Annotated in this window: 12 protein-coding genes and 8 pseudogenes; 3 read left to right on the forward strand and 17 right to left on the reverse strand. The window is 43.4% G+C overall.

The window, feature by feature from the left end; all coding sequences use genetic code 11:
• The first annotated feature begins 18 nt into the window (after nucleotides 1-18).
• A complete protein-coding gene (locus PKHYL_RS18730; RefSeq protein ID WP_442966137.1) occupies nucleotides 19-447 on the forward strand; it encodes a symmetrical bis(5'-nucleosyl)-tetraphosphatase in 429 nt (142 codons plus the stop codon).
• 163 nt (nucleotides 448-610) lie between these two features.
• Nucleotides 611-856, forward strand: coding sequence for a hypothetical protein (locus PKHYL_RS18735; RefSeq protein ID WP_442966138.1), 246 nt, complete (start codon nucleotides 611-613; stop codon nucleotides 854-856).
• 297 nt (nucleotides 857-1,153) lie between these two features.
• Here the strand turns inward: PKHYL_RS18735 and PKHYL_RS07690 are convergent.
• The 14 genes and pseudogenes from PKHYL_RS07690 to PKHYL_RS07755 form a co-directional block, all read right to left on the reverse strand.
• Nucleotides 1,154-1,810, reverse strand: a pseudogene (locus PKHYL_RS07690) (IS1595 family transposase).
• A 21-nt stretch (nucleotides 1,811-1,831) separates the two neighbouring features.
• Nucleotides 1,832-2,173, reverse strand: coding sequence for a hypothetical protein (locus tag PKHYL_RS17400; protein ID WP_269778297.1), 342 nt, complete (start codon nucleotides 2,171-2,173; stop codon nucleotides 1,832-1,834).
• Between the two features lie 470 nt (nucleotides 2,174-2,643).
• Nucleotides 2,644-5,086: pseudogene (locus PKHYL_RS18100) on the reverse strand (site-specific recombinase).
• A 232-nt stretch (nucleotides 5,087-5,318) separates the two neighbouring features.
• Nucleotides 5,319-7,098: pseudogene (locus PKHYL_RS07710) on the reverse strand (acyl-CoA dehydrogenase C-terminal domain-containing protein).
• A 330-nt stretch (nucleotides 7,099-7,428) separates the two neighbouring features.
• Nucleotides 7,429-9,219 (reverse strand): annotated as a pseudogene (locus PKHYL_RS07715) (acyl-CoA dehydrogenase C-terminal domain-containing protein).
• Between the two features lie 494 nt (nucleotides 9,220-9,713).
• Complete coding sequence (locus tag PKHYL_RS17405; RefSeq protein ID WP_269778298.1) at nucleotides 9,714-10,151, reverse strand: EAL domain-containing protein; 438 nt, start codon at nucleotides 10,149-10,151, stop codon at nucleotides 9,714-9,716.
• Nucleotides 10,152-10,159: 8 nt separating this feature from the next.
• Nucleotides 10,160-11,266: an EAL domain-containing protein gene (locus tag PKHYL_RS17410; protein WP_269778299.1), complete on the reverse strand. Its 1,107-nt coding sequence runs from the start codon at nucleotides 11,264-11,266 to the stop codon at nucleotides 10,160-10,162.
• On the reverse strand, nucleotides 11,200-11,424 hold the full coding sequence (locus PKHYL_RS07725) for a hypothetical protein (RefSeq protein ID WP_240366397.1): 225 nt from the start codon (nucleotides 11,422-11,424) through the stop codon (nucleotides 11,200-11,202). Before PKHYL_RS07725 ends, PKHYL_RS17410 begins: the two co-directional genes overlap by 67 nt.
• Nucleotides 11,425-11,584: 160 nt before the next feature.
• Nucleotides 11,585-12,408: pseudogene (locus tag PKHYL_RS07730) on the reverse strand (16S rRNA (uracil(1498)-N(3))-methyltransferase).
• Between the two features lie 341 nt (nucleotides 12,409-12,749).
• Nucleotides 12,750-13,599, reverse strand: a pseudogene (metF, locus tag PKHYL_RS07735) (methylenetetrahydrofolate reductase [NAD(P)H]).
• A 13-nt stretch (nucleotides 13,600-13,612) separates the two neighbouring features.
• Nucleotides 13,613-15,036: pseudogene (gene ahcY, locus PKHYL_RS07740) on the reverse strand (adenosylhomocysteinase).
• A 335-nt stretch (nucleotides 15,037-15,371) separates the two neighbouring features.
• On the reverse strand, nucleotides 15,372-15,992 hold the full coding sequence (locus tag PKHYL_RS07745) for a TonB-dependent receptor domain-containing protein (protein WP_240366508.1): 621 nt from the start codon (nucleotides 15,990-15,992) through the stop codon (nucleotides 15,372-15,374).
• Nucleotides 15,890-16,987: a TonB-dependent receptor plug domain-containing protein gene (locus tag PKHYL_RS07750; protein ID WP_240366398.1), complete on the reverse strand. Its 1,098-nt coding sequence runs from the start codon at nucleotides 16,985-16,987 to the stop codon at nucleotides 15,890-15,892. The genes PKHYL_RS07745 and PKHYL_RS07750 overlap by 103 nt, the downstream gene beginning before the upstream one ends.
• Nucleotides 16,941-17,285, reverse strand: coding sequence for a hypothetical protein (locus tag PKHYL_RS07755; protein WP_240366399.1), 345 nt, complete (start codon nucleotides 17,283-17,285; stop codon nucleotides 16,941-16,943). Before PKHYL_RS07755 ends, PKHYL_RS07750 begins: the two co-directional genes overlap by 47 nt.
• Nucleotides 17,286-17,768: 483 nt before the next feature.
• Here PKHYL_RS07755 and PKHYL_RS07760 point away from each other — a divergent pair, with 483 nt between their 5' ends.
• Complete coding sequence (locus PKHYL_RS07760; RefSeq protein WP_240366400.1) at nucleotides 17,769-19,604, forward strand: mechanosensitive ion channel family protein; 1,836 nt, start codon at nucleotides 17,769-17,771, stop codon at nucleotides 19,602-19,604.
• 86 nt (nucleotides 19,605-19,690) lie between these two features.
• Here PKHYL_RS07760 and PKHYL_RS07765 read toward each other — a convergent pair whose 3' ends face one another.
• From PKHYL_RS07765 to PKHYL_RS07775, 3 genes and pseudogenes are all read right to left on the reverse strand, one after another.
• On the reverse strand, nucleotides 19,691-19,975 hold the full coding sequence (locus PKHYL_RS07765; RefSeq protein ID WP_240366401.1) for a DNA-3-methyladenine glycosylase family protein: 285 nt from the start codon (nucleotides 19,973-19,975) through the stop codon (nucleotides 19,691-19,693).
• Nucleotides 19,976-20,010: 35 nt separating this feature from the next.
• Nucleotides 20,011-20,322 carry a hypothetical protein gene (locus tag PKHYL_RS07770; protein ID WP_240366402.1) on the reverse strand — a complete coding sequence of 104 codons (312 nt, stop codon included), beginning with the start codon at nucleotides 20,320-20,322 and terminating at the stop codon, nucleotides 20,011-20,013.
• Between the two features lie 171 nt (nucleotides 20,323-20,493).
• Nucleotides 20,494-21,224: pseudogene (locus tag PKHYL_RS07775) on the reverse strand (Smr/MutS family protein).
• Between the last annotated feature and the right edge of the window lie 58 nt (nucleotides 21,225-21,282).

Consider the following 21,282-nt stretch of genomic DNA (forward strand, 5'->3'; position numbering starts at 1 on the left):
AAAAATCATAGAGGGATTATGAGTTTTCGCCATCAATATGTCATTGGTGACCTACAAGGTTGCCACGCGGCTTATCTACAATTACTAAAGACATTAGATTTTGATCCTAATCAAGACAAGTTATGGTTCGCCGGTGATTTGGTAGCGCGTGGTGAGGACTCATTAAATACCTTACGCGACGTCAAAGCGTTGTGTGAGCAGGGCGCTGCAGCAACGGTATTAGGCAATCATGATATCAATTTAATTGCAGTCTGGCGCGGCGCTGCAAAACTCAAGAGCAAAGACAAAACTGCGCCAATTTTTGCAGCGGATGACTGTGATGAATTGCTTGAGTGGTTACGCAGGCAGCCGATATTGGCGTATCCAGATGAGCATACGGTGTTGGTACATGCAGGGATTCCACCACATTGGAGTATTGAGGCAGCAGCAACATATGCAAAGAGCTAGAATCGCAGCTGCAAGGGGAGCTTAGAGCAGCTTGATGAACTACCGCCAAATCTCTATAGTAAAAAAGCCGATAAATGGCATTCAGGTATTGAAGGCTTTACCAGAATGCGAGCAATTGCCAATTACTTTACTCGTATGCGCCTGTGTCAGCAGGATGGTTTGCTTGAGTTTGATTTTTAATGCTGGGCTAGATGAGCCTATGCCAACCGATTTTTTACCATGGTTTGAGTGGCAAGTACCGCGCACGCGTAAGATACTATTTGGTCATTGGGCCGCGCTACAAGGCGAGATTGATTTACCACATGCGCGTGCACTCGATGGTGGGTGTGTATGGGGCAACTGTCTGTTGGCGTATCGTCTCAGCGACGGCAAGGTAATAGCCTCAAGTGCACAGTGCCCGAGTTCATAACGTAGGCTACAAATACCCGGACTACAAATACCTTAGTATAAAAGCCTAAATAATCTTTTTTAAATAGGTCCGCAAAAGCCGTCTGTTTCAAGTGGGCTATTGATTAATTAACAGCCCTGTTTTGATGGTTCTACTGAGATATACTCAGATGATTGAGTTATGCTCAAATGATTCATAAGGTGTCTAACTGAGTCATTAAGGAATAACGTCGTACCTGAATAATAGGACAGCGGCGGTTGACGCGACCAGTAGCCCAAGAAATATAAATAATAAGATAGGGGCTGTAGTAGATAAGGATTAAATATCACACCATTTTCTCAGGAATTTTAGCTGATTAGATGGTGAACCATAGTTAAATCTAAACTCACATTCTTTTAAAAAATAAATGGAAGTTCTTCTTATCGATCCCATTATACTTTCTGAGTGTTCGTTTAGACTGATTCCAGAAGTTCTCAATGCCATTGATGTGATTGTTTTTACCGCAAGTGAACTCTTTAGAGTGATTGACTCTGAAATGTTTAAACTCGCTCACATCCAGTGCATTGTAACTTCGATAGCTATCCGTATAAACAAAGCTGTCAGGCTTGATTTTACGCTTAATAACAGGCATTAGAGTAGTCTGTTTGGTGTCTACTACGACAATGGTATACACCTTACCGTTTCGTTTTAGAATCCCAAATACAGCGGTTTTACCAGCAGCCCCGCGACCTCTTTTGCCTTTGCGTACACCGCCGAAGTAACTTTCATCTAATTCGACCTCACCATCAAAAAGCTCATCAGCTTCTAATGAGAGATGGTAATCTATCACAAGTCTTATTTTATGATAAAAAGTGCAGCAGTATTAGGCTGAATATCAAGCAAATCTGCGGCTGTTCTAGCAGTCACTTCAGCCGTAAAAACTCTAACAGCCTTCGCTGTATTTTTTTTACTTAGTTTACAATGGGTTATCTTCATAAAAGTAGTCTAGCATAGTGCTTATCTACTACAGCCCCATAAGATATTATCTTGAGTTAACTTTTCTTCAAGCTCAGAGTAACCTAAGTCATCAAAGGTGATGTAGTTTGTGTCATGACTGATGTTAGAGTATTCGAACTTCCTCACACATTCAATAAAGTATTCAATAAACCAGTATGGCCAGTGTTCTGGTTTGAATGGTGAGATCTCTCCTAACTGCGCATGATCAGACAGTCTATGCCAATTGCTGGCGCTTAAGTTAAGACTGTGCATACGCCAATCTTCAAAGCGGCATTGACTGACCTGCTCAACAGCAACGACGTCTACTTTTTTATGGTTCCTATCTTTAAATATTCTTTGCATAAGAGAAAATACAACGTCTTTTGCGCCTTCTAAGCATTGAAGGAAGCTTTTTCATCATTGCATAGAAAACCTGCAATTTTATTATTTTTATTGTAGACATGCGAGTGTCTTTGGATATGCTCAAATACAGATCTATCGGTGGTATTAACTCTACTAACATAGATGAGTCTTACAAGGGAGGTTGATGCAACGTCCTTCATAGATTCTTCCAGTTTGCTATGGCTGGCTATATTCATTCTTGTCCTTGTTTAGTGATCTATCCCAATATCTTATTGAGCCCGCTCTTCATTATTTTAGATGATTTTTGAATCCTAAGTTTGTTGAGCTGTGCGAGAGTTTTGCTTCTACGTCCATATTTTCAAGATTAAGGGGTAAAAGCTTTAGCTAAGTTGTGTGAGTGTTTCAGGCCTTGTACCAAATAGTTTTAATCTCAATAATTCACCAAGCATAAAGCCGCCCAAGCGAGCCTTTTAATCAGGCAGCTTTGGCGGCTTTTTAGGTTTTGGCAAAGGTGTTTTGGCATCGACAGTAGACTTGCCGTCAGCATCCGCATGATTTGACTTGTGACCAACAGTATCCTCATTATCGATGGTATTGAGCGTCTTGGTGACTTTGTCATATTGGATATCGTCGGTATAAGGCGTGCTATTTAGCTCTTCATCTGCCAGACCATCATCAAGATTGACAACCTTCTTAGGAGAGTTGTGAGGTTGGGTGTGATCGCCTTGTGGTTGACTGTCATAGTATATGTCTGTACTCGCTTCCGCGTTTTGCGCTACTGCTTGCTTAGACTCGGGTAATATTCTGACATCAGACAATCGGCGTACCACATAATTGCTTGGTATGGCTTTTCCATTTTTTTGTGCTGAAGTGTCATCAAATATCATGTGACCTTGACTATCGATTCGTGCATATTTCATTGGCTTGTCGCGTGGCCAGAAAAAGTCAGAAGGATGGCTAATGATATGTCCAAAAACTAGCTTTGTGAGACGACTCCATTCAAAGAAACGCACTTCTTTTGAACGTAAAGCAACAAATAACGCCAGCGAAAAACTGACTATCAAGTTGACCATACCAATAAGCGCCACACCCAATATAGAAATCAGAATGAGGCTCCAGCTGATGTCATCAGCAGATATATTGAACAATCCGTGTGCCAAGTTCGCTGATGCAAAAGCAATGTGGCGAATATCAATTGGTAAGCCGAATATGTAGCCGATGGTTGCTGTACTACCTAAGAAAACCCCGAATAAAAAGTTACCCATGATAGCGCCCAAGTTCGCTTCTATAAAGCCGCCTAAGCGCTTAAGCCATGATACAGGCAGTATATATTGTAGTAGTTTATGGCGTTGAATACGCGCACCTACTTTGTTATAGACCGCTAAATTGTCGTAATAACCGGCGATCAAACCCGCTAAGAACAAATATACGCCAGCGATAGCCGCATGAGGAAGCGCTAATGAGTGAAATGGATCCAAGTCATGGAGTAGATGACCTGCTTTTTCGGTACCAATCATCGGTGCGCCTGTGTACTGTAACCAAGCAAAAGAGATGATAAGTGGGTATCGCTAACATAACGTTGCCCATGATAGCGATGAACTGAGTACGTAAAATATCAACGACCAACTCTGATAGCTTATTTAGCTGATGAGACTTCTTGCCAGAGCCTTCAGATATAGTAGAAGCAATAGCAGCAGCGGTCATGGCTGGTTGCTTGGTAGCGACCGTTCCGCGAATCACGTGAATGAACACAAAGCCCAAGCCATAAATCATACTGTTAATAAATGCTCGACCCATCGGTGCGAGCGCCAATTGGTAAGCCAGTATTTTTATGGTGGCCATAAAGGCAATGACAAAACCGCCAATAGAGGCCTTTTTGAGCATCTTTTGATAGCCAGTCTTATCGGTGCTGATATAGTGTTCACCCACGCGACTGGCATTTTCAGTGACTTTACGTGACAGCAGTTTTGTGTTGTTATCAATCAAATGGCCAATGCTATAGCGGCGATTGGTAGTGGTGATCAGGGTCTGGATCAACTCAATGACGGCGCGATCTCTTCTTTGATTGTCGTCTGTGACAAGTTCTGTCAAGATACGCATGCGCTGCAAGCTTTGATCTAAGCGCAGCATCATATTGGTCAAACGAATAGAAATACCTGTTTTGTAGATCCGTTTGCGGATAGTCGCAACGATATCTTCGCATTGCTCAATCATAACCAGCAATGGCGCTGGATCAACGGCTTGCTCTGGGGTAATGTCGGTTAAGGTATCAAGCTCGTGCGCTTGTCTATATTGATTAACAAAGAGCACCGCTTCTTGGTTTTGAGCAACAAAAGAAGCAGAGTAGTTGAGCATCTGCGGATAAGAATCCATCAAATCAGGATGTAAGCCAAGACCGCTGATGCGATAAGACAAAATAATAATCGCATTCAAAATACTGTTTTTTGCCGTGGCAACCAAGTCTAGGTGTTTTTCTTCCACCCTCAGAAGCTGCACGAGTTCGTCCCATTTTTTTGTCTCAATATTGGCAAGCCAGCGCTCATCAGTACGCTTATCAAACAAGTAACCAACCAGTTCAACGACGGAGTCATCTTGAGGGAGTATCGGCAAAAACCGATGTCCGACCAATCGTCTTAAGCTATTAAAGAATCCTTGATCCGACATAATACCTGTATCGGTATATAGCGAGATTTGACGATATTGGATAATCAATTTCAGGACAAAGCTAGAGAGTCCATCGCCGTATTCTGGATGTTGATGGAGAATATCAATAAGGGTTTGAATGTTTTGGTTGGCTAAAGCAGGTTCTTTGTCGCTGACTCGTAGTTCATCGATCAAGCGTTTGAGCACCGCAGGATCGGGCACATCACTTAGGGCTGTAATCTGTTGTAATATGCGTTTTAATTCTGACACGTCGCACCCTTTATTGTGGTTGTTTCAATCGTTTTTATTATTTAACACTGTGCATGATATTGTTAGGAATCATGGCTTTTTATGGCACTTAAGTGACACCTTATCTTGCGCTATTTTAATCGTAACCACGCATCGATAGTGAATTATTTTGTTAGCAGTTATTTTGCCAAAAAAAAGGACAGTCATTGAACTGTCCTTTTTCATGGTTTTATCGGGTCTTCATAATGAGCATTTAGCTGGCTGGTACATCAAAGTAGTCAAGATCAAAGTTCATCATCGGGTCACTACCAGCTTTGACCATCTGTGCATGCGCATTGATACGTGGCAAGATACGGCCAACGAAATAATCAGCAAGCTTGGCTTTGTTGGTGTAGAACTCACCCTCTTTGCCATTGGCGGCCTCGACCATCAACGCAAACATGTATGAGTAAGCAAGGTAGCCAAACGCATGCATGTAGTCAACCGCGCAGCCATTGATTTCGTTTTTGCGTTCGCCAATATTGTTCAGCACCGTTGTGGTGAGCTCTTCAATCGTATCCGCTGCATCTAAAGTAGCTTGTTTGATACCATGATCCGCTTGCATATTGTTAACAAAATCACGAATCTCACCCAAGAAATGGGTGACATATTTGCCGTTATTTTTTGCCACTTTACGGCCTAACAGATCAAGTGCCTGAATACCGTTGGTGCCTTCATAAATCTGCGCAATACGAGTATCACGAACGATTTGCTCCATACCCCATTCGCGGATATAACCATGACCGCCAAATACTTGCTGGCAATCAACCGTGGCTTCTAGTGCTTTGTCGGTTAAGAAGGCTTTGGCAACTGGCGTCAGTAGGGCAACGCGCCGCCGCGGCTTGAGCGGCCTCTGGGTCAGTACTAAACTTTTCTTCGTCAAGGTTTTTGGCGACATACATGGCAAAGCAGCGTGACGCTTCGGTGTTGGCTTTGGCATTTAGCAGCATGCGGCGCACATCAGCATGGTGGATGATGGCATCGGCAGGTTTTTCTGGGCTTTGGATTTGAGTGTCACTGCGACCCTGACCACGGTCATTGGCGTATAATGCTGCGTTTTGATAAGCCAGCTCAGAGCCACCAAGACCTTGCAGACCCATGGTCACACGCTCATAGTTCATCATAATAAACATAGAAGATAATCCGGTGTTTTCTGCGCCAACCATCCAGCCTTTGGCGTTATCAAAGTTCATCACGCAAGTGGCAGACGCTTTGATACCCATTTTGTGCTCGATAGAGCCAACCGCCAAGGTGTTGCGCTCAAGCTACCATCTTCATTGACCAAGAATTTTGGCACGACAAACAATGAAATGCCTTTTGAGCCTTCTGGCGCATTGGGGGTTTTTGCCAATACCAAATGAATGATATTGTCAGTGAGGTCATGCTCACCACCAGTGATAAAGATTTTGGTACCAGAGATATTATAGCTACCATCATCGTTTGGCACGGCTTTGGTTTTGATGATACCGAGGTCAGTACCCGCATGCGGCTCTGTCAAGCACATGGTACCAGACCATTCACCGTTATACATTTTTTCTAAGTAAGTCTGTTTTTGTTCTTCAGAGGCAGCGGCATTCAGACACAGCGTTGCACCGACGGTTAGGTTAGGGTATAGGGCAAACGATTGGTTGGCCGTAAAAACCATCTCTTCGGTGAGCATGGTAACCATTTTCGGGAAGCCTTGACCGCCGTATTCAGCGTTACCGCTTAAGCCAACCCAGCCTGATTCAGCATACTGTTTGTACGCGTCTTTAAAACCTGTTGGCGTAGTAACAACGCCGTCACCCTCAAAGGTTGCACCTTCTTCGTCACCGCTACGGTTGATAGGCAACAAAACGTTTTTTGACAGTTTTGCCATTTCTTCTAAAAATCATATCGACGGTTTCGGTATCGACATGAGCTAGGTTTTCGTTATTTTGCCAAAATTGTGGCGCTTTAAATACATCATTTAATATAAAACGCATGTCATTAAGAGGGGCGTTATAAACAGCCATAAACATTCCTTTGGTTTAAATAGATAAAATTGGAGTTGTTAAGATTATCAACTGTTCTCTTGATGTAACCTTAGCGATTCATGTTCAAAGTTTAACAAATAAGCTTGTAGGCGGGTGTATTTCTTCGTGAATTGTGCGTGCACCAAAAGTTAGCAGCCACTATTGCAGTCATTGAGTAGGTTTTGGACAGAGCAACTACTTATAAAAAAGCACGCGACTGGTTGCTATCAACGATCATAATCAGCATAGTAAGACCCATACCAAAAAAATCGGCAACACAGCTTGGTATGTTGCCGATAAAAATACGATATGAGAGGGATTTGGGGCTAATTAAAAAGCAAACTGGTCTACATCCATGCTCATGTATGGCTCAACGCCTGTGCTGATACGCTGTACATAGGTCGTGGTGCGTGGTAGTAGTTTAGTGAAATAGAACTGAGCCGTTTTAACCTTGGCATCATAGAATGCTTTTTCACCAGTGCCGTCGGCAATAGCGGTTTGAGCAACCAATGCCATACGCGCCCATAAATAAGCCAAAGTTACATAACCACTAAAGTACATGTAATCAACCGCGGCAGCGCCAACAGCGTCTGGGTTTTCGGTGGCTTGCATGCCAATACGTGATGTTAGATCACCCCATTCTTTGACATGTTTGGCAAGCGGGCGGATGAACTGACCCATCTCGTCATTGTCTTTGTGCTCTTGGCAGAACGTCTGGATAATTTTGACAAAGTTTGCAAGTAGTTTGCCTTGCGAGCCCAGCACTTTACGTCCAAGAAGATCAAGAGCTTGGATCTCAGTGGTGCCTTCGTATAGGCAAGCAATACGGGTATCACGGACGTTTTGCTCCATGCCCCATTCACTGATAAAGCCATGACCACCATACACTTGGACGCCGTGATTGGCAGCTTCGAGCCCCGTTTCAGTCAAGAAAGCTTTAGCAATCGGTGTCAATAGTGACAGCATTTGGTCAGCAAACTTCAGGTCATCGCCTTCGCCTTTGGCAACGGTATCGGCAAAGTGTGAGAGGTAATAAACCAATGCGCGACCACCTTCGGCAAAGGCTTTTTCGGTCAACAGCATGTTGCGAACGGCTGGATGAACGATGATTGGGTCAGCGACTTTTTCTGGCGCTTTGGCACCTGATAGTGAGCGCATCGCTAGGCGGTCTTTGCGTAAGTCAATGAGCCTTGGAACGCGTACTCTGCTGCAGTCAAACCTTGAACTGCTGTACCGATACGAGCGACGTTCATAAAGGTAAACATGCACTGTAAACCGCGGTTTTCTGGGCCAATCAAGTAGCCTTTGCACCATCAAAGTTCATCACGCAAGTCGCTGAGGCTTTGATACCCATTTTGTGCTCAATAGAGCCACAGACGACGTTGTTGTTTTCGCCAAGGCTGTTGTCTTCATTGACCAACACTTTAGGTACGATAAACAGTGAGATGCCTTTGGTGCCAGCAGGCGCGCCTGGTAGACGGGCTAGAACGATATGAATGATGTTGTCGGTGAGGTCGTGCTCGCCTGCTGAGATGAAGATTTTTGACCGGTGATGCTATAAGTACCGTCATCATTTGGCTCAGCTTTGGTACGGATAATACCCAAGTCAGAGCCTGCGTGGGCTTCTGTCAAGCACATGGTGCCTGACCATTCGCCGGTGACCATTTTTTCTAGGTAAGTTTGTTTTTGCTCATCAGTGCCATGGTGCTCGATGGTTTGAATTGCGCCATGCGATAGGCCAGGATACATAGAAAATGACCAGTTAGCCGTACCGACCATCTCATTGATGACCGTTGATAGTGAGAACGGCATGTTTTGACCACCAAACTCTTCTTCAGCAGATAAAGCAGGGAAGCCAAGCTCACAGTACTGCTTATAAGCTTCTTTAAAGCCTTTTGGCGTGGTGACCTTACCATTGTCAAACTTACAGCCTTCTGCATCGCCGCTTTGGTTCAGTGGTGACAACTCGTTTTCAGCAAAGCTTGCAGCCATTTCAAATAGGCTGTCCATTAGCTCGCGGTCAGCTTCTTGGAACGCTGGTAATGTTTTGTAGTGGCTTTCACTATCGAGTAGTTCATGCATCACGAACTGAATATCACGTAAGGGCGCTTTGTATTGCATAACTTCCTGTCCTTTTTAGAATGTAACCGATCATAGCCAACAATGAGCATATGGCCGCACTATCCTCTAGTGCGTTATTCTTACCTAGCCAGTCTGGAAATCTAAATAAATGATAAACAGTGAAGCAGGTCAACCATGCTATCGATTACATAAAATAGTGTTGAAAAGAGTGGTGATTGTCAGAGTCAAAGAAAGATTAAATGTGCTCTAACAAATTCACTATAAAAGATAGGCTTTCATTAGCGATTATACAAGTTTGGTGAAAGCACTGATAAGTCATGAACCTGTCTTGCATCGATTGTGCAATCAACGTTAGGCCTCAATCTGAATCATTAATAACCCTATGAAACATTGACCGATATACAATAGGACAGATCAAAGATTCAGAGTTATATCAGCCAATTTTCATCATAAAAATAACGTTCACATAAAGAAAAACCGCTTTAGAGTCAAAGTCGCCAATAAACGGTTTTATGATACCCAGAAAACAAGAGCTATTCGGTGGCATACTGTTTGACCAGCATCTCAGTGGCCACATCAGCGGGCACAGGTTTGCCAAACCAATAGCCTTGTCCATTTTTGCAGCCCATATCGAGCAACACATCGCGCTGCTGTTCGGTTTCTATACCTTCTGCCACCACATGCATGTTTAGAGCATCTGCCAAGTCTAGAATGGCTTTTACAATGGCATGCTGAGTACGGTCGGTATCAATTTTTGAGATAAAACTTTTATCAATTTTGATAAAGTCAAAGGGGTAGTCTTGCAGATAACTCAAGGATGCATAGCCCGTACCAAAATCATCTAAGGCAAGACGGACGCCCAATTCTTTGAGAGAGTTGAGTTGTTTTCTGACATCATCATGGCGCTGAATCAAAGAGGATTCAGTCACTTCGATATGCAACTGACACGCCGCAATATTGTGCTCTACCAATAGGCCGCTCACCATGTCAAAAATTCAGGATGACTAAATTCGGCCGCATCGGCATTGATGCAGATATGCTGACAAAACCCTTGCTGTTGCCATTCAGATAACTGCTTGGCAATCTTGTTAGCCATCTGTGAAAACAGCTCAAACGAGAGCTTATGGGTCAAAATAGCATCGATAAAATGTTTTGGTTTTAGTAGACCGCGAGTGGGATGTTGCCAGCGAACTAGGGCTTCAAACCCTGTGATAATCCCCGTATCCAATAAGAATTTTGGTTGATAATACGGTATGAACTGTCCTTCAGCCGATGCTGCTCTCAGATCGGCTTCTAACTGTAGGCTACCTGAAGTGGCTTCCTCAATCGTTTTGTCATACCAACGGATATCATCGCCGCCGTGTTGTTTGACATACTGTAAGGCTTTTTCTGCTTTGCTCAACAGTCCTGTTACCTGAGCATCATTTTTGGGAAAGTAACTGACGCCTACAGAAATATGGCAGTAGATATTTGAATTTGTGGCCGCGTTTCCATTCATTGTGAAGGGTATCTCGCACATCTGCATGAGCGTATCTAATTGATGACGTACCATATTGCCATCTTGACACTCAAACAATAACGCAAAGTCATCCCCGCCAAAGTGGGAAAAGCAGCGTAAATGCTCTAAATGGAGCTCTTTGATACGTTTCACAAACTTCTGTATTAAAGTGTTTATTCCCTCAGATCCCAGCAAGCTTGCCAGATTGCGATAGCGGTCTATATTGAGACGTACAATCACAACTTCTTGATAGGTGTCTAATAAAACGTCACTGGCCTGACTCAAAAACACTTTGCGATTGGGCAATCCAGTGAGTTGATCGTAGTTGAGTAAATGAGCAACCTGCTTTTTGTCTTTAACGACGGCAGACATGTCACGTAGCATACCTACATGAAACACCGTTTGGTCGATACAAATTTTACGATAGGTGATTTGGCAATCGATCGTCTCACCATAGCGATTGGCCATGGAAAAATCCAACTTGTAGAAACCTGACTCTCTTAAATTATCCTTAATCTCTTTTAGGATAAGCTGCTCTTCTTCTGACAAAAATTCAGCCGCGTAAATACCGAGTGGACGACCGACCAAAAGGATTCTTTATAGCCAATCATAAGCTCATAGCTGGCATTGACAGATAGATAGCGTAAATTACTGTCTAGCACAAAAATAGCATCTTCGATCTGCTCACACAGTTGGGCCATGAGTCGCTGTTTAATCGATACTGGAATGGGGTCAAAGTTGCTCATAATAATGTTTCACAAAAAATAAAGGCTTATAAAAAATAAGTACTGTGATTCAATTTACTAAATTAAAACTAAGATCACTTTTGATTCTACAGAGTATAAAACAAAAGTTCTATTTTAAAGTGTCTATAAATGATAGTAAATCTCATTAATAATACTGATTTTAACCATACAAAGCGAGTAAAGTAGTCAATGCAACCACGGGTGCTGTCTCTGTACGTAATACCCTACTGCCAATTTGCCAAGGCATAAAACCTACAGATTCGGCTTTTTGACATTCATCGTCACTGAGACCTCCTTCAGGACCAATCAATAGTTCAATATAGGGGAGACTCTTGCTTGAGAACTGAGGCCAGTTTCTCGGGTTTTGCAGGTTGTCCTGCTGCTGGCACACTCATCTGCATACGTAGATTTGCAGCGCTACGTAGCACTTGATAATAAGTGTCTTGGCTGAGTATAGAGACGATAGGACTGACCAATGTTGCTGTATTCAACGCATCAGACGCAGGTTGATTCAGCCATTCATTGATAGATAGTGGGGCAAGTATCAGAGGGTGGGCGATTCAGGCCGCATTGCTCGCAGGCTGCTATAGCGACTTGTTGCCAGTGAGCCAGTTTTTTCTCGATTTGTGCAGGTTTCAGATTGACCTCGCCATGATGACTACTAAGCAGTTGAATAGCCGTGACGCCAAGCTCGGTTGCTTTTTGTACCGCATAATCCATACGCTCGCCGCGACTCATTACTAAGCCGATTTTACTAATAATAGGCGCCGTACGATCATCCTTTAGATGAGTGAGGAGGGTAGCCGTCGCGTTTTTTTTACTGATTGCTTTTAGCTCTACTTTATATTCACCACCAAATCCATCGAACAAGATACCTTGATCACCGATATTTGCACGCAGCACTCGGCACCAATGATGGACGATGCTGTCTGGCAACTCAACGTGGCTCCCTAGAGGTAGGTCACCCAACTTAGGTAAAGGCATAGCATCAATATTGTCGTTATTAATGGCATAAAAAAAACGTCGCACTTGGTCTTATTCCTATTATTTGATTGTGAGTGGTTATTATTGACCCAATAGAATATCACTTGATGCCACGAAAGGCATTCCTTTTATGATACTTACTGCCAGATAACAGCGCTCAACGGATAAACGACATTATCATATAGTCAGAAAAATTTAAGAAATACATTAAGATGAAATGTGTTTTTTGATACATGAATGTCCAGTAGATAAAATTTTCCAATAAAAAACTGGCACTCCGAAGAGCGCCAGTTAGTTATAAATTCATTATATACTTGTTTAATTATCAAGATTATCAAGTATTAAACAGTAAGTCCTAATGCTTCAACCAAGCGTTTATTTGGCTCAACTTTGTTCATGCTATAAAAATGCATGGCTGGCACGCCTTCGCTCATTAAGCGCTCACATAAGCGATACACCACATCAAAACCAAACTCGCGAATAGATTTGCTGTCATCGCCAAAATCCGCCAATTGCTTGCGCACATAACGCGGAATATCAGCGCCGCAGCTATCAGCAAAGCGTATCAGGTTACTAGAGTTGGTGATCGGCATGATGCCAGCTACCAATGGCTGGGCAATGGTATCGATACCGCGTTTTTCTAACGTGTCACGCAAATACAGATAGCTGTCTGCATTGTAGAAAAACTGCGTAATTGATGCATTGGCACCAGCGCGGTACTTATTCACCAAGTTGTCAACATCAAACTCAAAGCTACGCGCTTGTGGATGCATCTCAGGATAGGCCGCCACTTCGATATGGAAGTGATCGCCTGAGTACTCACGAATGAACTTGACCAAATCTACTGCAAATGGCAGCTCACCCATACCCACCTGACCGGATGGCAAATCGCCACGTAGTGCGACAAGACGTCTGATGCCTAGGCTTTTATAAAACTCAAGTAACTCAGCGATTTGCGCTTTGTCATCGCCGATACAAGACATATGCGGCGCAATTTCAGTCTCACTGCGCGCACTTAGTGCTTGTACGATGTCTAAGGTACGGCTACGAGTTGACCCGCCCGCACCGTAGGTCACCGAAAAATACGCCGGTGACAACTTATTTAGCTCATCATAAGTGCTAAGAAGCTTTTCGTGACCTTGCTCAGTTTTTTGCAGGAAAGAACTCAAAGGAGAAAGCAGGCTTACTCACAGTCAGGCTCCTTTTAGTATTTATAAGTGTCAGGTTTGAATGGACCTTCGACAGGCACACCCAAATATTCAGCTTGCTTTTGGGTCAGCTTAGTCAATGTACCGTTAAAGCCTGCAACCATAGCAGCGGCCACTTCTTCGTCCAACTTCTTAGGCAATACTTTTACGTATAAGTTATCAAAGCGCTCATCAGTCGGCAGATCAGCGAACTTTTCTTCGAACAGATACATTTGAGCCAATACTTGGTTGGCAAATGAGCCGTCCATGACGCGTGATGGGTGACCAGTAGCATTACCTAAGTTCACTAGACGACCTTCAGCAAGCAAGATCAAATAATCGTTTTCATCGTCTGAGCGGAATACTTGATGCACCTGTGGCTTGATCTCAACCCAGCGCCAGTTATCACGCATAAACTGAGTATCAATCTCGGTATCAAAGTGACCAATGTTACATACAACCGCACCAGGCTTAAGAGCAGCTAGCATATGACGGTCACAAACGTGATAGTTACCAGTCGTGGTGACAATCAAGTCTGTGTCTTCAAGCAAGCGTTTATTGATATTGTCCGCGCCGCCAGTGTTGTCACCGTCAATGTATGGTGATAATACTTCGAAGCCATCCATACATGCCTGCATGGCACAGATAGGATCCACTTCTGACACACGTACGATCATGCCTTCTTGGCGTAAGCTTTGCGTAGAACCTTTACCTACATCGCCGTAACCGATAACCAAAGCGCGGCGACCAGCAGGAACATATCGGTAGCACGTTTGATAGCATCGTTTAAGCTATGACGGCAACCGTATTTGTTGTCATTTTTAGACTTGGTAACTGCATCGTTGACGTTGATGGCAGGCACCTTTAATGTACCTTTATTCAACATCTCAACCAAACGGTGTACACCAGTGGTGGTCTCTTCTGAGATACCATGGATAATATCGAGCATTTGCGGATAGTCATTGTGAACAAGAGCTGTCAAATCACCGCCATCATCTAAGATTAAGTTGGCATCCCACAGCTGACCTGAGGCTTCGCCGCCAACGTGTACTTGCTGGCGTAGGCACCATTCGTACTCTTCTTCTGTTTCGCCTTTCCACGCATAAACAGGGATGCCAGCAGCAGCAATCGCAGCAGCAGCATGGTCTTGGGTCGAAAAGATATTACATGAGGTCCAGCGGACTTCCGCACCTAGTGCGACTAGTGTCTCGATGAGGACAGCAGTCTGAATAGTCATGTGGATACAGCCAGCGATTTTCGCGCCTTTTAGCGGCTGGTCTGCTTCGTAGCGACGACGCAAGCCCATTAGGGCAGGCATTTCAGCTTCGGCAAGGGTAATTTCACGGCGGCCATAATCAGCAAGGCTGATGTCAGCGACTTTATAGTCAGTAAAAGAGGGATCGATCGTATGGGCAGAGGGTGTAGTAGACACTGCGTCCATAATATGCTCCCTATCAGTGGTTAACGAATGATAAAAAGAATAAAAACGCAGGTGCCGTTGTTTGCGCTGTTGATGACCAAGAATAGGTAGCCAACAGTTAACCGAGCCTAACATAACCTGTGACTGCATAACGATAGAATGTTAATGCGGTAAATCACTGTTATGGCGCAACACCTCTCGGAGGTCGTTATTGTAATAGATGAGTGGTTAATTGTCACCTTTTGCTTGATATAAATAGTAAGCGTTTGGAGTATTTACTCATACAAAAAAAGGCCATCGATTGATGACCTTAATTTATTTTGATAATGATAGGATTTTTATACTGCTAGACAGGCTTAGAACCAGTTATAGGTTAAAGAGGTGAAAAAGTTAGTACCGTCAGTATTATAGCCAATATCTGTTATATAATCTTCGTTAGTGATGTTGTTTAAGCGTGCCGTCATAGACAAGTTATCAGTAAGCTTATAGTTACCACTGATGTTCAGCAATCCATAATTGTCTACAAATTGAGCGTCAGTATTGGTAATTCTGCTGTAATAGTCTCCCACATACTGATATTCAGCGCGTATATCTAAACTTGGTAAACGGTAGCCTATGTAGACTAATCCTTTATGTTCAGGACGATAAGGAAGGTGGTTACCACTGTAATCTATGGCATTCTGACTAAAATCTACTCTGCCAGTATAGTCACTCTTATCTTTAGCATCTTGATAGTCATAGCTACCACCAAATAAATAGCTATCAATAACCCAATCAGATGTTAATGATACACCTCTAATTTCAGCTTTATCTACATTGACAGCTGTGCCTTCTGGAAACGAAATTAGATCATCAACATCATTATAATAGCCAGTCAGCCGTGTAGCTTGTAATGGTGTGCTGTATTCAACAAAGGCTTCATAGTTGTCGCTGGTTTCCGGCTGTAGATCAGGGTTGCCACCATATCCAGGGTATATATCATTGAACGTAGGTGCGCGGAACCCTTTGCGTAGCTGGTACCAATACGCCATTCAGGGTTAATATGGTAGGCGCCGCCGAAATTATAAGTGGTTTCATCACCATATTGTGAGTTGTCATCAAAACGTATATTAGCTTGGGCATCGAACTGGTTAGTTGCCAAAACATAGCCTAAAAAGGTACTGGTCACATCGCGATCATCAATGTCATATTCACTACTATCTAGGCTTTGATTTAGGTACTCAACGCCGTAAACGCCTTGGCCGACCGCAAGTTGATGTTGACCTACTAAGCTGATTTGATCTTGTTTGCTGTCAAACACTCCACCGTATTCGCTAGAAGAGTCACTTTTATCAATTGAGTGACCATACTGTAATTTAAGTGAAGAGCCTGGTAGATAACGCCAATCTACGTATGCTTGAGCGCTACCGTTTTCTTGATCAGCATGAGCATTCTCATAATCACCATCATCAAAATCGGTAGTGGATTTACTGTACAAAGCACTGGCGCCTGCCAACCATTGATCATTAATACGTTGATTTAAAGCAATACTTACGTTGTCGCTTTCAAATCCATCTTCATCTTTATTATAACCAACTGCATTAGGCAGCTTGGCGCTAATGCCGTCATCTTCATTGTGACTAGCTGACAAACTCAATGTCGTGCCAGTCTCGTTAGCGAACTGTGCGCTAGCACCGTATAAGTATTGATCATTTGAGCCGACACCAGCGGTAACTGACATACTGCTTCGATTTATATTGCCGCCTTTAGTGAATACTTGAATGACACCGCCCATCGCATCCGCACCGTAGATGCTAGAACCTGATGCTCCATAGAGAACTTCAATTCGATCAATTTGATCAGCAGGTAGCAAGTTTAACGCGGCGCCGCCCGCACTTAACGAGCTATACCGTATACCATCAATAAGTACTAATATTTGTTTATTATCATAACCGCGCATATAAAAATTTGAGGGTAGTCCCTGAGCCGCCATTGGTGTAATGACTGAACCCTGGCTGACGTTTTAAAACGTCAAGTGCCGTCTGACCTTGATAACGCTGTAGCTCTTCCTTATCAATCACGCGAGTTTGTGCAATCACATTACTGGTTTTGGTAGGCGTACGCGTGGCTGTTACGACAATTTTGTCAAGCTCAACTTGGGGCATCTCGCTATCGTTAGTATTGATTATCTCAGGGGTCGCCGCCATTGCTGTGTTGACTGCAAATAAACCAAGCGTGCTTAAGATACTTAGGCGAAGATAGGTACGTGAAGATGAACGTGATAAAGACATGGTCAATTCCAAAATAATCAAATTAAAAAATACAGACATAAAAAATAACTATTAAGACGTAAAAGGTGTCAAAAGTTACAAAAACAGTATATAAGCAAAACTGCGCTCATTATCTACAAAAGTTCCGCCTTTATAAACCACTTTAACCTAATGTTTCTTCACGGTGGGATGAATATAATTCATGATGAGATGCTGATTATTAATTAGAGAGCTACTTTTTATTAACGCCTATTATTTTAGTAAGCGGAATGGATTGCACAGAGCGCTAAAAACAACTGACTCACACAGTTAGCGACAAAAACCTATAATCAAAAGCACTGCTGTTATAAATAATTGTTATCATAGTGCCGATATTATGTGTTCTTCATTGTGCCACTCATAAAGTTAAGAGGTTTGTTTTGTCTACTCAGCATAATCTGACTCCCAGTACCGCGTCCTCTCCTAAATTCCATCATCAAAATATCCTCTATAGTCATAGCGCTGGTGCTGGCTGCCGTGTTGAGTATGGTGGTGCCGCATACTGCTTTTGCTGTGGATGCGGGCGCGCTTGGCGTGAATGGTGATAGTAGTGAGGAGACGGTAGCTACACCTTTACCTGATTCATTTGGGCGAGATACACCGCGTCATACTGTACAGGGTTTTATCAGTGCGCTGAGCGAAAACGACTACTTGCTGGCAAGTAACTATCTAAATTTATCCAAGTCCGATAACCCAACGACTGTCGTACGTCAGTTTAAACAAGCGCTTGATGCGGGTGGGCGATTCCAACCTGATTTGCAAATCAGTAATACCCCTGAGGGCAATCTCACCGATCAACTACCACCAAGTCAAGAAAATGTCGGTGTGATTAACATCGGTGAAAAAAGTGTGTCGTTGTTACTAGAAAGAGTGGTCTCCAAGGAGAACGAGCAGTATTGGCAGTTCTCGAGTGAGACGCTGAGTTCTATACCGGAAGTGATAGAAAACTCAGAGCCGACCTTGGTATCGCGCTACACGGTGGATTCATTAGATGGCAAAAAGCTCTTTGGTTATCAGCTGGCTGATTTGGTTGCTGCGCTATCCATGATTGTGAGTAGCTTTGTCCTCACTTATATCGCAGTATGGCTGTTATACCATCTATTGAGGATTGTTTATCCTCGTGTGCGCGGCGTGCCTTTGCCATTACCTGACAAAGTGATACTGCCGCTTTCTGTGGTCATTATGGCGCTGATCTTATCTGAAGTGATGGTCTATGCAGGTGTGTCCGTCACGCTGCGCGAACCAGTCAATCGCTTTACTGATATTGCTTCTTGGCTTGCGCTAACTTGGCTGCTATTACGAGTTATTGATGCCATATTTACTCGAGCGGTCAACCTAAGCTATAAGAAAAACTATACTGAGCGTGTCTCAATCTTGGGACTGCTCCGAAAAGTCGTCAAAGCGCTACTCTTAATATTTGCGGTCATTGTCATTTTTGGTAATTTGGGTTTTGACTTAACCACAGGTATTGCTGCACTGGGTGTGGGTGGTTTGGCATTGGCACTTGGTGCACAAAAGACCATTGAAAACCTTGTTGGTAGTGTCGTAGTCGTCGCGGATTCACCAGTACGTATCGGTGATTATTGCAAATTTGGCACTTATGAAGGTACTGTTATTGACATCGGTATTCGCTCATCACGTGTGCGCACATTGACACGGACCGTTGTCACGGTGCCAAACGGTGATTTTTCATCGATGCAGATTGAAAACTTTACCTCGCGTGATATGTTCCGCTTCTTTCATCAGTTGTATCTGAAGCGTACTGCGGATATCGATGTGGTCTTCAAGATGGTCAAAGACTTAGATGAGTTTTTAAAAGAGCATGAGATGACCAACCAAGAGTGGAATCAAGTTAATATTTTAGAGCTACGCCAAGACTGCTACGTCATTCAGCTACAGGCATATATCAATGCCAATGATGTGATGGAGTTTTATGATAAGCAAAACGTGGTATTCGTTGATGTATTAAACCAAGTCGCAAAATATGATGTCGAACATGCATTGCCAACCCAGCAGCTGATTGTCAATCAAGCTGAGCTTGAACATCATATGGAAAACAATACTATTAAAACAGAGGGTGACGCCTCAGAAGACCATAGCGATAAGAATAGCAATGAAACAAATGTCAGTTTAGAAGACAATGATGATAATTCTAACGGTGTGGCTATCAACAAAGACCCCGACAATGCTAACGATGATATGGCAAATAACCAAAAGTCATCTATGGCAACTGTCGGTAGAAAGGGTGCGCTCAAAGCGCTCAAACACAAAAAGTCGTATGCTAAGAAAAAGCAAATTTAAGCATACTAAAAACAAATTTAGCTTGTCTATATGGAATCAGCCTTAGAAGTGATTTTTCCATATAGGCAATTATTCTACACGGTCAGCTATAAAGGTACTGCGGTTTTATTGCGTAATAAGCCGTAGTATGACCAGAGCAGTAAGCTGGCAGCGCTGCGATACGGTGACCAGTGCTGAGTGAGGTTGTTAAGCTGCTTGGGTGTTGGTCGTTCTGCTAAGCCTAATAACTCCATCGCCGCAACCTTGATGGCCAAGTCGTCAACAGCAAGCACATCTGCGCGTTTTAAAGAAAAGAGCAGGTACATCTCAGCGGTCCAGCGTCCGATACCAGTGACCGCCGTAAGCGTTTTGATGGCGTCTTCATTAGGCATATTTTCTAAAGCTGCAAAATCGATATTATGATCCACTAAGGAGCGGATATAGCGAGTTTTTGCTTAGACAATCCCTGAGCTTTTAAAGCCTCGTCAGTTGCTTCACCGATTTTATACGGCGTTGTCAACGCAGCATCAACCAACCGCTTCCAGATACTTGCCGCCGCCGCAACAGACAACTGCTGACCGACCATTGCTCTCATTAATTGCTCAAACCCACCTGCATTGTGCCTAAGATCAGGTAGACCAACTTGCTCGTAGATAGCCGCGAATTTTGGCTCAATTGCAATCAATGCGCTGATGTTTTCGGATAGCTCTTGGGGTGTCTCAATGGTTTGTATGCTCATATTGATGTCACTTTGGCAGTTAAATAGTGAGTGGATAATTCAATAGTAAAGGCTGATAGGCGAATATCAAAGGAATAATCGTTAAGGATTGACAGGTGGATAATCGATAAAAAAAGGACTGCAAGTAAGCAGTCCTTTTTTATTTAATAGAGTTATCATAAGCGATGACTTCTATTCGCCATCTGTTTTAGGCTTTTTGAGCAGTACCAATACCGCGCCATTGCCACCGTCTTTTGGCGGTGCAGAGCAAAATGCCAATACTTCTGGCAATTGACGTAACCAACCATTAACGCAAGTCTTTAAGATGGCCTCAGAGCCTTTACCATGGACAATTTTTACCATGGTTTCATTTTTTTGCTTCGCTTGGCTTAGCAGTTGCGTCATGGCGTCACGTGCTTCTTCTATCGTACAACCATGGATGTCTACCGCATCGTACCAACGCAGCTTGCCTTTTTGAGCTGATCAAAGATTTTTATTTTGCAAGGTTGGCTGCTTATATGACAAATAGGCTTCAGCGGCGACAGGGTTCAGTAGGGCTTGCATGTCTGACAAGCCTGCGCCTAAATCGCTGGCTTCACTGCCTTGAGCGGCCGCACGTTTTGATAGTGTTGCGGCATCAGGTTTGCCTACTCTTGCCGTACTAGTAGGTGAGCGTACGTTTTTGTCTTCTAGCTGAATGACACCATGCATAGCTTGCATGAACAGTACTTTGTCATCGTCAACATGTTCACTGTCTAGCTGCTTGACGGTCTTTTCACTTGCTTTTGCGTTGGCAAAGCGACAGGCTCAGTGGGCTTTTGGTTTTCACCTTCAGGGCTATTGGTATCACGGCCTTTACTCAATTGGCCTTTTAATTCTTTAAGTTGGTCTTGCATTTCTTTTGAAAACAGAGAGTTTGACATAAAAGTTAACGTATCGTTGGTTGATGAATGAAAGGTTGAGTCATTTATAGAGTAAATA

Source organism: Psychrobacter sp. KH172YL61 (assembly GCF_007182895.1).
GTDB lineage: Bacteria > Pseudomonadota > Gammaproteobacteria > Pseudomonadales > Moraxellaceae > Psychrobacter > Psychrobacter pacificensis.

Excerpts from the sequence above, each read along its gene's own strand:
- PKHYL_RS07770 (WP_240366402.1), bottom strand. The coding sequence starts at position 20,322 with ATGAGCATACAAACCATTGAGACACCCCAAGAGCTATCCGAAAACATC.
- PKHYL_RS07765 (WP_240366401.1), bottom strand. The coding sequence starts at position 19,975 with ATGCCTAATGAAGACGCCATCAAAACGCTTACGGCGGTCACTGGTATC.
- PKHYL_RS07725 (WP_240366397.1), bottom strand. The coding sequence starts at position 11,424 with ATGAGCAACTTTGACCCCATTCCAGTATCGATTAAACAGCGACTCATG.
- PKHYL_RS17400 (WP_269778297.1), bottom strand. The coding sequence starts at position 2,173 with ATGCAAAGAATATTTAAAGATAGGAACCATAAAAAAGTAGACGTCGTT.
- PKHYL_RS07755 (WP_240366399.1), bottom strand. The coding sequence starts at position 17,285 with ATGTCTTTATCACGTTCATCTTCACGTACCTATCTTCGCCTAAGTATC.
- PKHYL_RS18730 (WP_442966137.1), top strand. The coding sequence starts at position 19 with ATGAGTTTTCGCCATCAATATGTCATTGGTGACCTACAAGGTTGCCAC.
- PKHYL_RS07750 (WP_240366398.1), bottom strand. The coding sequence starts at position 16,987 with ATGGCGGCTCAGGGACTACCCTCAAATTTTTATATGCGCGGTTATGAT.